Source organism: Abyssisolibacter sp. ZYX002 (assembly GCF_056892235.1).
Map to the genome: position 1 here is coordinate 559,389 of NZ_JARMXH010000002.1, position 15,667 is coordinate 575,055.

Genomic DNA, 15,667 nt, shown 5'->3' on the forward strand with positions numbered 1-15,667 from the left:
TTACTTCAAAACATCTACTAACAATAATTACATAATATAGTTCGGTAGCCCTATGTTTTAGGTGAAGTTTATGTAGTATCATATTTTTAATTGGCTTTAACTTACTTAAGGAGGTCTTATTATGGAAAATGAAGCTTTATATCAAAATTCAGCTCCTAGAGAAAGCCTTGTAAAGGCTATTATCGGAGGTTTTATAGGTTCAATTGTAGGAGCCTTAGTATGGGCGGGTGTTGCACTTATATTTGATGTAAAAGTAGGATGGTTAGCTCTAGGTATAGGTTTATTAGTTGGTACACTTGTAAATATTCTAGGAAAAGGAGTTAGTTTACCTTATAGAATAGTTGGTGTAGTATTTTCGTTACTAGGTTGTGCATTAGGTAATATATTCATTATAGTAGGTGTATTTTCAAAACAATTCGATATGTCTTATATGGAAGTTATAAAAAATCTAAGTTTTGATGACACTCTTTATTTATTGAAAGAAACTTTTGATAAAATTGATGTATTATTTTATGCTTTCGCAGCATATGAAGGCTTCGTTATATCAGGCAAACGTAGATAAACTCATAGAGAGATGTCTTATAAGACATCTCTCTTCAGACTGTAGACAAAAGCCCAATTTCTGCGCCCGTGTTAAATTTCCGTTGCTCACTTACCTCTAAGTAAGCTCTGCTACTCAATTTTATCACTACCACTACAGTCTACTACTTGATATCATCAATCCTATGTTAGTTACATTAACGGCCTATAACCCAGTGCTTTAACACTGCTAAAAATTCTCTTGTATGTGTCGGTATTATTGAAACATATGCTACACTAGCATTATACCTTCTAGCATTTAAGCCTAGTTCTTTAGCTATGCTTCCTGCTCTATATGAATGATAGTTATTTGTTATATATGCTATGGTGTAGTTTTTATCAAATATATCATCCAATATTGCTTTTGAATACTTAAAATTTGTATATGTGCTAGTTGCTTTCTCTTCTTTGTATATCTTTTCTTTTGGTATTCCTTTTGAGACAAGATATTTTTTCATTGCTTCGGCTTCTGTGATATCTTCCTCTGGTCCTTGTCCACCACTAACTATTATGATAGCTCTTTTATTTTTGCTATAGTATTCAACCGTTTTTATTAACCTAAAATATAGTGGTCCTGAAATCTTCTCTCCTTGTATTCCACAACCTAAAACTACTACTGCATCTTCATTAAACTCAGCTGTATCTGTCTTGCCATATACTACGATAAATGTAGTGACACCTATCATAAATACAATTCCCATTATGCATATATACCTAAGCCATTTTAATACACCATTCTTGCTTAACTCATTGACTTTTTTATAAAAGGTTGTATATGCAAACAACACTATTCCCAATAAAAGCGTCGTAATATTTCCTAAGTTAAAGTTCGAAACAAAACATATAAATACACCATTAAGTAAAATCAATACGCTCAATATCATCAATATTATTCTTATAGCTTTTTTTATATTCACTATTCACCCCCACAATGATATTTATTATATCTAATATTTTATCATTGTTTTGAAGGCATGTAAATTTACTGTTGCTATTATTTTTTTGCTCTTTTTTTAGCTATAGTATCAACTAAAATAGCTATTGCTCCATCTCCTGTAATATTTGTAGCTGTACCAAAACTATCCTGTGCTGCATGAAGCGCTATCATTATACCTTGTTGTGCTTTTGTAAATAACAACATGTCTTGAAGTAATCCAAGTGCTGCATATACACCACCACCAGGTATACCTGGTGCTGCTATCATCGTGATTCCTAACATAAATATGAAAGGTAATAACTCCGCTAGTGTTGGATCTACCCCATTTAGTAGCATTACTCCCATTGATGTCAATACCAACGCTATTGTGTCTCCAGCAAGATGTATTGTTGCACATAGTGGTACTACAAAGCTTGATACATCTTCTGAAACATCATTATTTCTTACACTCTGTAACGTCATAGGTATAGTTGCTGCTGATGATTGTGTTCCCAGTGCCATCATATATGCTGGTAACATATTTTTTAGCGATATGAAAGGATTCTTTCTACTGATGAACCATACAACTGTATACTGAATCAACAAATAACATATCTGTAGCGCGATTAATATCACAAATACTGAAGAGAATGATTTTAGTGTGTTAAATATTTTCCCTGAAACTGTTAATTTTACAAATATACCAATTATATATACTGGTACAAAAGGTATCAAAGCTTTCTTTACTACTAGTTCAATGATATGCTGAAAATCATCAAATACTCCAGCTAGTGTTTTTCCTTTAATATGGGCTAATCCTAGACCTATCATAAATGACATAATAAGTGCTGTCATTATTCCCATAACGGGAGGTATTTCTATTGAGAAAAAAGGTTTTAGCTGTATATCAGCACCTTCTACAATATTAGCTGCTTTTATAATTCTTGGTAATATCGAAATACCTGCAAAGTAAGCTAATAGTCCAGCACATATTGTTGATAAATACGCTATCCCTGCTGTAATTAATAACATTCTGCCAGATTTTTTACCTAAATCTGCAATCCCTGGTACAACAAATGCTAATATTATACATGGAATTATGAAGCTTAAAAAGTTAGCAAATAAATCTGTGAATGTTACAAACAATCGACCTATTCTATAGTCATCAATTGATTTGCATAACATTCCTATAAGTATACCTGCTATTATTCCTATTAATAATTTTACTATTATTGGTTGTTTTCTCATATAATTTCTCCTTTAATGTATTCGTACGAAATACATATGTGTTTTGTTTGATTAATCATAACAGGTTTTTATCTGTATGTCAATAACTTAGGCGATATTTTTATGATTCAACCTTTTTTGATTTATTTAATCCTATTGAACAATGGATTAGTATAAAATTGTTAACTACTAAAGTATATTATTTCTCCTAAAAAGCTCGTATTTTTTATGCTAGTAAAGCTATATTTAACCTTTACGCCACCTATATCCATATCCATATATTGTTTCTATCCTTAAATGGGGTAACTTCTTTCTAACTCTTCTTACAGAATCGTCTACCACTCTATCTCTACCAAAAAAACCACACCCCCATACCATTTCTAATATATACTCTCTTGAAAGAGCGATGTTTTTATTTTTTACCATTACTTTCAAAATATCAAATTCTTTTGAAGTAAGCTCTATTTGCTGATTCCCTTCAAATATCATTCTCCTATCAAAATCTAATCTGTAACAAGTATTAATAACCATACTATTTTTTCTTTCTTGTTTATAAATTCTTTCTAGAAGTTTTTTTATTCTAATTACTAATTCCATAGGCAAAAACGGCTTAGATATATAGTCATCACATCCAAGTTGTAACCCTGTTATAATATCCATATCTGTATCTCTTGCTGAAATAAATATAACGGGTGTATTGGGATTGTATTCTTTTATCTTCTTTAATAATTCATACCCATTGATACATGGTAAAGTAATATCTAATACCCATAAATGTGGATCATCTTTTATATGTTTTGCTGCATCTATTCCTCTTGTAAAGTTTTTAACGTTGTAACCTGCTTTTTTTAGGTACAAAGCTAATATAGCATTCAAATTTTCTTCATCTTCTACTAAATAAATATTACTCACATTTATCCCCCTTTTGCTTAAAATTTTATAATTTATTTTTATGCAGTTAAAGAAGATATACCGCTCTGTATACCTTCTTTAAAACTTTTGCTTTATAAGATTAATAGTATATTTATTAAGAATAAATTTATTAGCTAGACAGGCTTACTATTCTTAATTAACTTTAAAATTTGCTTAAAATATTATCATATTTTGTATTTACTTGTTCATTCTATAATATTTTCTAATGTAGTATCTATTGTATCTACCAAATTTTCTTCTACTTCCTCTTCTATTTCTTCTGGTATTTCTACCTCTGGTTCTTCTACCGTTGGAGCTTCAACATCTGTATCATCTATTTCTGGAGTCTCTTCGTCCACCTCTGGTGTCTCTTCGTCAACTTCTGGTGTTTCTTCGTCTACCTCTGGTGTTTCTTCGTCTACCTCTGGTGTTTCTTCGTCTACCTCTGGCGTTTCTTCATCAACTTCTGGTGTTTCTTCGTCTACCTCTGGCGTTTCTTCATCAACTTCTGGTGTTTCTTCATCAACTTCTGGTGCTTCTTCGTCTACCTCTGGTGTTTCTTCGTCTACCTCTGGAGTCTCTTCGTCAACTTCTGGAGTCTCTTCATCAACTTCTGGTGTCTCTTCATCAACTTCTGGTGTCTCTTCGTCTACTTCTGGAGTCTCTTCGTCTACTTCTGGAGTCTCTTCGTCTACTTCTGGAGTCTCTTCATCAACTTCTGGTGTCTCTTCATCAACTTCTGGTGTTTCTTCATCAACTTCTGGTGTCTCTTCATCAACTTCTGGAGTCTCTTCATCAACTTCTGGTGTCTCTTCATCAACTTCTGGCGTCTCTTCATCAACTTCTGGAGTCTCTTCGTCTACTTCTGGCGTCTCTTCATCAACTTCTGGTGTTTCTTCATCAACTTCTGGTGTCTCTTCATCAACTTCTGGTGTCTCTTCATCAACTTCTGGTGTTTCTTCATCAACTTCTGGTGTTTCTTCGTCAACTTCTGGTGTTTCTTCGTCAACTTCTGGTGTTTCTTCGTCTACCTCTGGTGTTTCTTCGTCTACCTCTGGTGTTTCTTCATCAACTTCTGGTATCTCTGGAATAGGAAAATCTACTACTTTAAATACATCTTCTACTATATTTAAGTTACTTTCATAGTATTCAAGAATTTTCTGTTGCTCTGTTAGCATATTAGTATATGTCTTTCTGTATAATTCTTGAAATTTCTCTTCATATACTCTCATATAATCAGCTGTTGTCTCTGTTATCTTTTTAATAGTTTTAGATATTCTGTTGGAACTAAAAGGAACGTATGCTCTTGTAACTACATACTTTTTGTTATTTGTTTCATCAGTTTTGGGATTTGATTCACTTGCCTTAGAAATATTAGGTGCTAATAAACTTATTGATAATAAAACACTTAATCCGATTGATAACACTTTTTTTCTCATATAAACCCTCCATTTGATATTGTATTTTTATTACTATAATTTAAGCATATACGTAAATTATGGAATAATTGTATTTATAATATGTGAAAAAAAGGACAATCATGTGCAATTTTGTGCAATCATGTGTAATTGTCGTCATTTTTACTATCTATTTGTCATGAGAGCAAAAAAATTACAGGCAACCTTTATTTTTGCCTGTAATTTTGTACATTTTGTTATTTCAAGTTAAAAAGTTTATTAAAATATTATTTAATCTATAATCGTTATTTAATACACTTGTTGATTACTTTATCTCGTTTCCGCATATCTTACATACTTGTTGCTCATTATCTCCAGTCCATAATAACTTTACACCATCTCTTTTGCACTGTGGACATGTTCCTCTCCATCCAGCTTCTCTTTTAACGTTTTTACCTCTAGTGTTTTTTGCCAAAAGTTATCCCCCCTACAAAAATATTTGTATCCATTTAAGGTATATTTTAGCACTAAGCGTGGATTTTGTCAATTTGCCATTCTATCCTAAAAGTAACTCCTATAGCTTCATTGTGTGCACTTATATTACCACCATTTATAGTCACAAGTCTTTTTACTATATAAAGTCCTAGACCCGTTTGTCCCTTTGTCCCCTTTTTAAATATATCAAAAATATTCTCTTTATCTACAAGTTTATCTCCATCATTATAAAATTCTAATACTATTTTGTTATTTATATTTTTTATAGAAATCTTAATTATAGACTTTGCATATCTAATTTGATTGTTTAGTATATTTTCCACTATTATTTTAATATGATTGTAATCTGCAGGTATTTTAACATCTTTTAGTTTTAATTTGACTTCTATATCCATAATTTCTATTAGCATATTTTTGCTTACTTCTTCTATTACTTTCTTTAAACTTATTTCTTCTCTATGTTTAATCTCACTGTCAATATAATCAAGTCTTTGAATATATAAAAGATTTGATACCAGCTTTTGTAGCCTTTTACATTCTTCATCAATAACATCTAACGAAGCTTGCTTTGAACCTTTTGGGAATATTCCTCTTTTTAATGCATCAATATAACTTTGAATTATCATGGTAGGTGTTTTTAGTTCGTGGGATATAGCATGCATCCTAAATTTTTGATTCTCATCATGCGCTAATAATTCTCTTCTCATATCTTCTATGGTTTTTGCCAAAAATCCTATTTCATCGTTTCTGTCAATATCTATTGGCTTATCGAATTTTCTATTTGATATACGCTTTACAGACTTTGTTAGTTTTACTAATGGCCTTGTTATATAACCAGATAAGAAGAAAAATACTATCAGCATTGCTAAAAATGCTATTAACAGACATTTGTATAGCTGTCTATACAGTTGTTTTTTTAAGGAATCATCTAGTGGTTCCCATCTAAGTGTAGCTCTGTAAAGACCATTTTTGTTTGTATTTATATTTTGTGTATTTATGTCATTTCCCTTTTGATCTTTTAGTACTTCTTCTGACTCTAACATATTACTATTTGTTTCATATTTGTTAATTATATAAAATAATTTTCTCCCTTCAACACTTATACTATATCTCTTTGTAAATTGTGTTTGCTTTATTATGCTATCTTCTATTTTTTTTATAATATCTTCTGTTAAATTATTTGAACTTTCTTTTGTCTTTCTTTCAAATACTCCATTGGTTTTAATCCAATAAATTCTCTCAATGCTTCTATTATCTTTATTACTACTGTTAATAAATTCTTGTATATCAGTAATTACTTTTGCTGAATCACTGTTATCTTCTAATACTTTATAAATATCTTCGTAGTAATACTTGTTAAAGGATTCTATTAGGAGTACATAACTAACTACTAAGAAAAATAATATCGCTCCTATAAATGCTGTCATTAATTTTATATTTAGTGATGCTCTTTTCATTCCTCACACCACCTATAGCCATAACCATATATAGTTTCTATTCTAAGTTTTGGTAATTTCTTTCTTACTCTTCTAACTGAATCATCTACAGCTCTGTCACTTCCAAAATAATCCAAACCCCATACCTTTTCTAATAGATATTCTCTTGAAAGAGCATTGTTTTTATTTTTTACCATTATACTCAAGAAATCAAACTCTCTTGAAGTAAGTTCTATCGCCTTTTCGTCTTCAAAAATTACCCTTTTGTCAAAATCAACTCTATAACTATTATTAATTAACATAATATTTTTTGAACCGTTTTTATAGACTCTATCAAGTAATTTTTTTACTCGTATTACTAACTCCATAGGTAAAAATGGTTTTGAAATATAATCGTCACTTCCCATTTGCAATCCTGTGATAACATCTAAATCTGTATCTCTTGCAGATATAAATATCACTGGTACATTTTTATTATAGTGCTTGATTTCCTTTAATACTTCATACCCATCAACATCTGGCAACATAATATCTAGTATCCAGATATGAGCATCTTCTTTAACACATTCAAGTGCATCTTCGCCATTTACAAAACTCTTTACATTATAACCTTCATTCTTTAAATACAATGCTAATATATCATTGAGATTTTTCTCGTCTTCTACTAAGTAAACATTAAACATTATGATAACCTCCTTATGTTGTCTATTAGTAGGAAGTGACTTTTTGAACGAATAGTTGCTTTCACAACAGCTGAAGGACTGTCTCATTGTGTTATTTTAACTATTTATGAAACAGCCCTAAGGGTTGTCTTATATAAGACAACCCTTAACAATAAATAAGTTTAAATAATGAACACAATTTATAATTATTATATACGATATTAATCGTATTTAATTAGGAGAAACAATACTTTAACATAAGATTAATTATATTCGATTTATTGTAATGTTTTTGTAACACAATCTCAATGGTATTGTAATTATTTTTTAATGAACATCTGAGTGAACATTGATCCGTATTTACCACCATCTTTTATTCCTATACCGATATGTGTATAGTTTGGATCTAGTATATTTCTACGATGTCCTGGTGAATTCATTAATCTAACATGTGCATTTTCAACTGATTGATTTCCTGCTATATTCTCTCCTGCAGCCATGAAGGTTATACCAAATTTTTTCATCATATCAAACGGACTACCATAAGTAGGCGAAGTATGATCAAAATAGTTTTTATCAATCATATCTTGAGATTTCACCCTTGCTACTTTTGTCAATTTAATATCTACAATCAATGGTTTTAATCCATTATTTTTTCTTTCTTTATTAACCAAATTAACCATCTGTTGTTCTTTAGCTGTTAAGCCTTGGTTTATGTTATCTTTTTTATCTTCCTTTTTATTATCCTTTTTATCTTCTGTTTTCTTATCTTCTGTTTTCTTGTCTTCTGTTTCCTTGTTTTCTGTTTCCTTGTTTTCTGTTTTCTTATCTTCCACATTTTCATCTTTTTTTGGTATAGGTTTATTCTGTTTTTTTGGTGTATAGTTATCCATATTCTCTAGATACGCAAGTTTTTTATCTAAAAAGCTTTTTATCATTTCATAGCCTTCTTTACTTATCCAGCCATTTTTTCGAGCTTCTTCAACCTTGCTCATGTACCCATTTATCCTTTTTACTAAATAACTTTTGTCTATGTTTCTATTTTGATATGTGTTTTTACAATAAACCCTTGTATTCTTGTACTGCGGCCTTTGACTATTCGTCATATACTTATGATTACATGCACTTGCATTTGCAGGTAATAACATACTTGCTGATATTAAAACACTTAAACCTAATGATACTATCTTTTTCACTATAAAACCTCCCATTAATTTAAAAACTGTATAGCTTTATTTCTTGCTATACAGTAATTATAAACACACAATATGTAAGAATTATAATGAGATTGTGTGAAATTGTGGTTAATTATGAGAAATTGTCATCTATATATATCTTTTTACCAGTTTTTAAATCAATAATCAAATCATAATATTCACTCGAACATTCTGCATATAACTTCCCATTCTTTGAAAAATACAAATTAAAAATATTGTTTTTTGCAGTATAATAGTATTTGATATTTGTTAATTCACCTTTTATAAAATCACCAATAAATAACTCTTTTTTATCATTATCATAAAATGCAAGTTTATTAGTCTCCTCTGAATAGGCAAATGCTGTAACACAACCCTTATATAAAAGTTTCTTTTCTTTTGTATCAAGATTACAAGTATTTAATGATACTCCGTTTCTGTTTTTATAACTACCACCATAAACTAATAAATTGTCAACAACTATAGCATAATCTATAAATTCGTTATCAATGGTTATATCTCTTTCTTTGCTCTTTTTATCTATTTGTATTATACTATTAGCTCCTTTAACAGAATCAAGTATATATTTACCTTTATATATACCAATTATTTCTCTATCCTGAATCCACTTCTGAAAGCTTGATTTGTCTTTTTCTATACCTGATTCATTGGCTTTTCTTGAATTTTCAAATAGTATTCTTCTTTTTGTTAAAGCTTCTTTTTTTAAATTTTCTATAGTTTCACGGTTATTTAGTATATTATCATATACATCTTTTGAAACATAGCACTCATCAAAAAGCTCTTTATTATTAATAATATTGTTTATCTTCATGTCTTTTACAACGTATTCATTGTGTTTATATATCTTTGCCTCAAAATCTTTACAATATTTATCACTATCTTTCTCAGCTTTTACAATAATATATTGCTCGCCGAATACACTTTTTCCATCTTGTGACCATTTTGCATACCTTACATCATCAGATATTCTTGTAAGTTTTCTTTTTTCTATATTATAGATATAGCTTATTCCTTTATTGAAGACCTTTACTTTATCGCCCTTTTCTTTTGGCTGCAGGTATTCCATTGATATTAGTATATTTTCGCCGTCTGGCGATAATTTTGTAAGTATTTCTGTATCACAAAATACTAGAGTATCGCTATAATGTGACACTTGATTTTTGTAATCGTTTTCTGTTTTAATCTCAAAATCATAGCTATCTACTATTTTAAGTTGATTGTCCTTTATCTCATATTCTTCAAATTTTAATGTGCTCTCAAATCTACCACATAGCTTGTATTCAAAAACAACTAATCTGTCTTTTCTCCATCCTATTGCTTTATCTAATTTACCATAAGACATAGTACTTTGGTTTTTTATGTATCTTATATTTTTTCTAGATCTTATCTCATCATTATCCAAATGATCTATAGGATTACTTTCAATTGTAATTGATTGTTTTTTATCTTCTTTTTTTTCAATAATAACTGTTTCTGCTTTAGATTCATGTATATATGCTACATAAATTCCTCCTATTAAAATCATCATCATTAATATAATGCTACTCCATTTTTTCATCCTATCTACCTCTCTTTCATAATTTAAAACTTAGTTAAATATTCATAAATGATTTACAATTAAAGTTTTATGAGTATTTCAAATTAATTATATACGGTAGTTATTGCAGAGTTTTATCAAATGGAATTTTTATTATTATGATTGTTCCGATACCTATATCACTTGTCACTATTATTTTAGCACCTATTAATTTCGCAATACTATCTACTATTGCAAGGCCTAAGCCACTACTTTGAGAATAATTGTCTACTTCCTTAACTTTATAAAATGGTTTGAATATCTTATTAAGATCTTCTTTCGATATACCAAGTCCGGTATCTTCTATAGATAATTCTATACTATTGTCTATTTTGGTTGCAGATATAGTTATGCTTCCATTCATTTTATTGTACTTTATACTGTTATCAATAAGATTTATCAATATAGCTTTAATAGCATCTTTGTTTTCATTTATAATTAGCTTCTCATGTATATTATTTATAATTGAAACCGAAAATTTATTTGCCTTGAACTTCATTTTTGAGGTAATGCTATTTACTAATTGATTCAAATCAAATAATTCTTTATTTTTATATAAATTAACTTCATTGTAAAAAGACATATCTAATATACTTTTGACCAACTTTAATAGTCTATAACTCTCTTGGTTTATGATTTTAATCGCTTCAATATCATGAAAGTCGTCATCAAGCTCTTCCAGTAATAATTCTGAATATCCCATTATATTTGTAATAGGAGTTTTTAGTTCGTGAGTTACACTATCATAAAACGTCTTTTTGTAACTACTTATTTTCTTTATTTCATCTCTATCTTTTTTTATAGTCTCTATCTGCTCACTTATTCTTTTTTTCATCTCATTTAAATCATCTGATAGCTCTCCCATTTCATCTTTTGATGAAATACATAGCTCACTACTAAAATCATTGTCTATTATGTTCTTAGTAAAATCTTTAATCTTAAATACCTTTTTTAGTAAATTATTTGAATTTACCATTGATAGGATTATTATTAATAGTGAAAATACAAATGATAGTACAAATATGATAGTCTGTATTTTTCTTTCTGTAATTAGCATATCTGTATAATCAACAAAATACCTTATTACTACATCTGTATTATTTTTATTTAACTTTATTGGAAAATCAACTACTGCTTTATCTTTAAAGTAATTTATATCAAAGGCTACTATATTTTCATCTTTGTTTAAGAAACTGGTCTCTTTAAAATCATAGTTTAAATACAGTGGGGCAAATTCTGATATTGTTTCTCCATTTATATATATAATCAATTGCTCATTAAAACTCTCACTTAGATCAAAACGCAACTCTTTTACTGCATCTTTATTTTTAAAATCTACATTTTTATTTAAAAATACTCTTGTTTCATTTATATAATTCAGTGTTCTTTCTTTTAGTTCTTTCATATCGTTAATTACTATTTTTTTATTATTGGATTTAAGCTTACTTGTAACTATGACATTAAAGCTTAAAAATACTGCAACACTAATTATAATATAAAACATAAAAGTCTTTGTTTTTATTGACATCCTCATACTAATCTCCAATACTAATGTTCATTTTGTATCCTATTTTAAATACTGTCTCAATCAATGACTTCTCTTTAGTCAGTTTGAGCTTTTTCCTCAGTCTTTGAACATTTACATCAACGGTTCTGATATCACCATAAAAATCAATTCCCCATACTTTATCTAATATTTGCTCTCTAGTTAGTACTTGATTACTGTTATTGATAAGAAAAACTAGAAGTTCGTATTCCTTAGGATTTAGCTTTATATGTTTGTTATCAACTTTTACCTTATGCTCTTCTTCTAAAAGTACTATATTGTCAGCTATTTGCATTAAACTATGTATCTTTTTACTACCATGTACTCTTTTTAGTAATTTTTCTATTCTTATAACTACCTCTGCTATGTGAAAAGGCTTAGTAATATAATCATCTGCTCCTTGTTCTAATCCTCTTATCTTATCATAAATATGTGATTTTGCTGTAATCATTATTATTGGTATACTGTAGATACTAGAAATCCTACTACACATTTCAAATCCTGTGGTATCAGGTAACATAATATCTAACAAAACCATATCTATTTTGCTTTTCTTTACAAATGACAACGCTTCTTTTCCATTTGTAAATATATATGTAAAAGCTTGCTTTTTCTTTAGAACTCTACTAATTAACTTAGCTATATTTATATCATCCTCTACAATCACAATCTTTTTATTCTCTAATATATTTTTCATTGTATTCCTCCTATTAGACATAGTACACCTATTATTATACAGTAATATTGTTGCAAAGTTTTATCAATGTGCAAATAAAAATATGCTTATAGTTTTCTTTTTAGTATTTTTTAAAAGTCTAATACTATTACGAAAAATTAAGCTTACGCAAAGCAGCGAAGTACTTAGGTCATGCGCTTTGTGAGTATGGTTCGTAAGTTTTTGTGCAGAAGCATTAAATAACATTTGATTAACCCTGCGAGAGTAGTGTTTCTTGATTATATAATAATGTAGAAACACTGCTCTCAATGTCGTTTACAGCAAATGTCATTCAGCTTCTAGTAGGTTTATTTATTATTCTTCTTTAGGGTAAACCTTTGGAGTAAGTAAGAAAAACTCATTGTAAAGAGAAATTCATTGGTAAAAGGGAAAATAAAGATAATCTTACTGGCTCAGTAGATAATTATATAGAAGCTTTGTATAAATGCCCTCTCAAATTCGCCGACAAGAAACATCTTTTATTTTCCCTAATAACTCTATTGGTTGAAATATTTAGGGCAATGAAATTAGGGTAAAAAAATTACAGTTTACGCCATTAAAGTAGCAATATAATTTATCTAATAGTGACAATAGTATCGGTTTCAAATTAAAACAACTTAGCATAAAAAAACTATACGATAGTGTATTTAGATGAAAAAATATAAAATCGAGATAAGATTAAATATCCTTTCTCGATTTTATATATAACGTATAGAAGTTTTAAATTTTTTGGTAAATTATTTGGTTAACGTCATTATAGAAATAAATCCATGAATTATCTTTGAATTTAAATTCTAGTATAAATCTAAAATCATCACTATCATTGTCATATTTTTCAGTTTTATATTTGATGTAATCTTTGACAATATGGTAATAATCATTTATAGCTTTTTTATCAATAAAATCTTCTTTACTTACTTTTTCAGTCCCTTCCTTTATAAACCTTTTATAGCTATGTTCAAAAATTGTTTCTATATAATCTATATTACAATCCCAATTTTTCTTTTTCATAATATTTTTATTATTTTCATCAGATAATGTTACTAACTGATCCATCTTTTGAAGCTCATATAAAAAAATATGCATTGATTCAATCAAAACTTTTCGCACATATTCAACTGGGATTTCTTCACCATTTTCTATAGAATTTAATATATTATACGAATGCATAAAATATGAATCTAATCCTTTAAATTCTTCTTGTATTTTATACGTAAGATAATTTTCATACTCTCTTATTTTTCGTTTGTCTATAATTTTCAGTGAACATAAAATAAGTATTATGACTACCATTATTGAGATTAAAATCTTATACTGTTTTTTCATACTCTCACTTCCTATCATTAAATCTTGGTATGTTATTTTTCTACAACATCAAATTTAAATGTTCGTTCTTTATATGTATCTTCATTACCCCAGTAAGGATTTAAACTACTATTACATTCTGAGTAAATATTAACCCCAAAATAATAAGTACCGAAAACATTTTTGGTCTATCTGATAAGGATTATATTCTATACTCCCCCCTTGCTTCCCTCTCTGAAAATCAAATTAAGAGTAAATTACCCAAAAGCTTGTTCCATTGACATTTTACCCATAAAAAAATGACCTTTAATTTAGGTCTTAAATAGCCATTTTTCTATTGTGTACTATAATCAACTTATGTATGTTTTATAGCTTCATATTTTATCCCTTTAATTTAAAGACTACAATCCCCACTATCATTATAAATATTCCTAGTGGTTTTGTATAATCAAATTGGACCTTAGGAGTATCAAATAACCCTAATAAATCTATAACGGTTATTGTTATTAGTTGTGCTATTAACAGTATTGTAATAGAAAAAGATCCTCCTAGTATTCCTATACTTTTTGTAATAGAAAATATAATCATTACTCCTAGTGCGCCTCCTATGAGGTATAGCTTATTTACCTGTGTTATCTTTTTGATATCTCCATCACCAAAGAAACTTGCAAGTGCGATAGCTACTATTAATCCTACCCCATGAACAATAGCAGTAGCTTCTATTACACCTACTTTGTCTCCTAGCCTAGCATTAAACACTGATTGTACACTTATCAACGTTCCTGCTATTATTGAATATATTATCCCAAATACCATATTTACACCATGCCTTTTTTAGTTTATGTAAAAATAAATTAGGACTATTATACCTAATACTATTCTGTACCATCCAAATGCCTTAAAATCATGTTTCTTGATATATCCCATTAAGAATTTAATAGTTAGTATTGACACGATAAATGCTGTAAACATCCCTATAAATAAGATTGCTAGCTCGCTCCCTGAAAACGCTAATCCGAATTTTAATATTTTTAGTAAACTTGCACCAAACATAACTGGTATTGCTAAAAAGAATGTGAACTCAGCTGCTACTGTTCTAGATGTTCCAAGTAATATTGCACCTATTATAGTTGCACCTGACCTTGATGTACCCGGTATAAGTGCTAGTAACTGAAATATACCTATAAACAACGCCACCCTATAGCTTACTTGAGGTAATCGTACTATTTTAGGTTTGCTCTTATTAAATCTTTCAATCAAAATAAATAAAATACCATAAATAATTAATGTAATTGATACTGTTTTATGGTTAAAAAACAACTTATCTATTTTATCCTCATATAATAATCCTACAACTGCAGCTGGTACACATGCAACTATAATTTTAAACCAAAGTATTATTATACTATGCTTTACCTGCAACCTCCCTTTATATGAAAAGGGAAATAGTTTCTTGAAATAAAGTACCACTACTGCTAATATAGCCCCTAACTGTATAACGACCAAAAACATCTCTTTAAATGCACTGCTGACCCCAAGCTTTATAAGTTCATCAACTAAAATCATATGTCCTGTACTGCTTATTGGAAGCCATTCTGTGATTCCTTCTACTACTCCTAATATTATTACTTTCAATATCTCTACAAAACTCATGTCACGCTTCCTTTCTTATGTCATTTATGAT

15 protein-coding genes are annotated in these 15,667 nt (G+C 29.0%); 1 reads left to right on the forward strand and 14 read right to left on the reverse strand.

Going from position 1 to position 15,667, the window contains the following annotated elements:
- Window positions 1-121 precede the first annotated feature (121 nt).
- Entirely contained in the window at window positions 122-562 is a 441-nt protein-coding gene (locus P3X86_RS08645) for a hypothetical protein (protein ID WP_483292271.1), read from the forward strand.
- 175 nt (window positions 563-737) lie between these two features.
- Here the strand turns inward: P3X86_RS08645 and P3X86_RS08650 are convergent, their stop codons facing one another.
- From P3X86_RS08650 to P3X86_RS08715, 14 genes are all read right to left on the reverse strand, one after another.
- Complete coding sequence (locus P3X86_RS08650) at window positions 738-1,496, reverse strand: YdcF family protein (protein ID WP_483292272.1); 759 nt, start codon at window positions 1,494-1,496, stop codon at window positions 738-740.
- Between the two features lie 77 nt (window positions 1,497-1,573).
- Window positions 1,574-2,743, reverse strand: a complete 1,170-nt coding sequence (locus P3X86_RS08655; RefSeq protein WP_483292273.1) for a dicarboxylate/amino acid:cation symporter — start codon at window positions 2,741-2,743, stop codon at window positions 1,574-1,576.
- Window positions 2,744-2,968: 225 nt separating this feature from the next.
- The gene (locus P3X86_RS08660; RefSeq protein WP_483292274.1) at window positions 2,969-3,634 is read right to left on the reverse strand and encodes a response regulator transcription factor; all 666 of its coding nucleotides are present in this window, start codon (window positions 3,632-3,634) and stop codon (window positions 2,969-2,971) included.
- 206 nt (window positions 3,635-3,840) lie between these two features.
- Complete coding sequence (locus tag P3X86_RS08665; RefSeq protein ID WP_483292275.1) at window positions 3,841-5,073, reverse strand: hypothetical protein; 1,233 nt, start codon at window positions 5,071-5,073, stop codon at window positions 3,841-3,843.
- A gap of 283 nt (window positions 5,074-5,356) precedes the next feature.
- Entirely contained in the window at window positions 5,357-5,506 is a 150-nt protein-coding gene (locus P3X86_RS08670) for a hypothetical protein (RefSeq protein WP_483292276.1), read from the reverse strand.
- A gap of 52 nt (window positions 5,507-5,558) precedes the next feature.
- Entirely contained in the window at window positions 5,559-6,983 is a 1,425-nt protein-coding gene (locus tag P3X86_RS08675) for a HAMP domain-containing sensor histidine kinase (protein ID WP_483292277.1), read from the reverse strand.
- Window positions 6,980-7,645 (reverse strand): response regulator transcription factor, encoded by a 666-nt coding sequence (locus tag P3X86_RS08680; RefSeq protein ID WP_483292278.1) that lies wholly within the window; start codon window positions 7,643-7,645, stop codon window positions 6,980-6,982. The genes P3X86_RS08675 and P3X86_RS08680 overlap by 4 nt, the downstream gene beginning before the upstream one ends.
- Window positions 7,646-7,944: 299 nt before the next feature.
- Window positions 7,945-8,820 carry a CAP domain-containing protein gene (locus tag P3X86_RS08685; protein WP_483292279.1) on the reverse strand — a complete coding sequence of 292 codons (876 nt, stop codon included), beginning with the start codon at window positions 8,818-8,820 and terminating at the stop codon, window positions 7,945-7,947.
- A gap of 112 nt (window positions 8,821-8,932) precedes the next feature.
- Window positions 8,933-10,399 carry a hypothetical protein gene (locus P3X86_RS08690; protein WP_483292280.1) on the reverse strand — a complete coding sequence of 489 codons (1,467 nt, stop codon included), beginning with the start codon at window positions 10,397-10,399 and terminating at the stop codon, window positions 8,933-8,935.
- A gap of 100 nt (window positions 10,400-10,499) precedes the next feature.
- Complete coding sequence (locus tag P3X86_RS08695) at window positions 10,500-11,951, reverse strand: HAMP domain-containing sensor histidine kinase (RefSeq protein WP_483292281.1); 1,452 nt, start codon at window positions 11,949-11,951, stop codon at window positions 10,500-10,502.
- 1 nt (window position 11,952) lies between these two features.
- Entirely contained in the window at window positions 11,953-12,660 is a 708-nt protein-coding gene (locus P3X86_RS08700) for a response regulator transcription factor (RefSeq protein ID WP_483292282.1), read from the reverse strand.
- 738 nt (window positions 12,661-13,398) lie between these two features.
- Entirely contained in the window at window positions 13,399-14,004 is a 606-nt protein-coding gene (locus P3X86_RS08705; RefSeq protein WP_483292283.1) for a hypothetical protein, read from the reverse strand.
- A gap of 360 nt (window positions 14,005-14,364) precedes the next feature.
- Window positions 14,365-14,799, reverse strand: a complete 435-nt coding sequence (locus P3X86_RS08710; protein WP_483292284.1) for a DMT family transporter — start codon at window positions 14,797-14,799, stop codon at window positions 14,365-14,367.
- A gap of 18 nt (window positions 14,800-14,817) precedes the next feature.
- The gene (locus P3X86_RS08715; protein ID WP_483292285.1) at window positions 14,818-15,636 is read right to left on the reverse strand and encodes an undecaprenyl-diphosphate phosphatase; all 819 of its coding nucleotides are present in this window, start codon (window positions 15,634-15,636) and stop codon (window positions 14,818-14,820) included.
- Between the last annotated feature and the right edge of the window lie 31 nt (window positions 15,637-15,667).

Excerpts from the sequence above, each read along its gene's own strand:
- P3X86_RS08645 (WP_483292271.1), top strand. The coding sequence starts at position 122 with ATGGAAAATGAAGCTTTATATCAAAATTCAGCTCCTAGAGAAAGCCTT.
- P3X86_RS08655 (WP_483292273.1), bottom strand. The coding sequence starts at position 2,743 with ATGAGAAAACAACCAATAATAGTAAAATTATTAATAGGAATAATAGCA.
- P3X86_RS08665 (WP_483292275.1), bottom strand. The coding sequence starts at position 5,073 with ATGAGAAAAAAAGTGTTATCAATCGGATTAAGTGTTTTATTATCAATA.
- P3X86_RS08675 (WP_483292277.1), bottom strand. The coding sequence starts at position 6,983 with ATGAAAAGAGCATCACTAAATATAAAATTAATGACAGCATTTATAGGA.
- P3X86_RS08680 (WP_483292278.1), bottom strand. The coding sequence starts at position 7,645 with ATGTTTAATGTTTACTTAGTAGAAGACGAGAAAAATCTCAATGATATA.
- P3X86_RS08690 (WP_483292280.1), bottom strand. The coding sequence starts at position 10,399 with ATGAAAAAATGGAGTAGCATTATATTAATGATGATGATTTTAATAGGA.
- P3X86_RS08695 (WP_483292281.1), bottom strand. The coding sequence starts at position 11,951 with ATGAGGATGTCAATAAAAACAAAGACTTTTATGTTTTATATTATAATT.
- P3X86_RS08700 (WP_483292282.1), bottom strand. The coding sequence starts at position 12,660 with ATGAAAAATATATTAGAGAATAAAAAGATTGTGATTGTAGAGGATGAT.
- P3X86_RS08705 (WP_483292283.1), bottom strand. The coding sequence starts at position 14,004 with ATGAAAAAACAGTATAAGATTTTAATCTCAATAATGGTAGTCATAATA.
- P3X86_RS08710 (WP_483292284.1), bottom strand. The coding sequence starts at position 14,799 with ATGGTATTTGGGATAATATATTCAATAATAGCAGGAACGTTGATAAGT.
- P3X86_RS08715 (WP_483292285.1), bottom strand. The coding sequence starts at position 15,636 with ATGAGTTTTGTAGAGATATTGAAAGTAATAATATTAGGAGTAGTAGAA.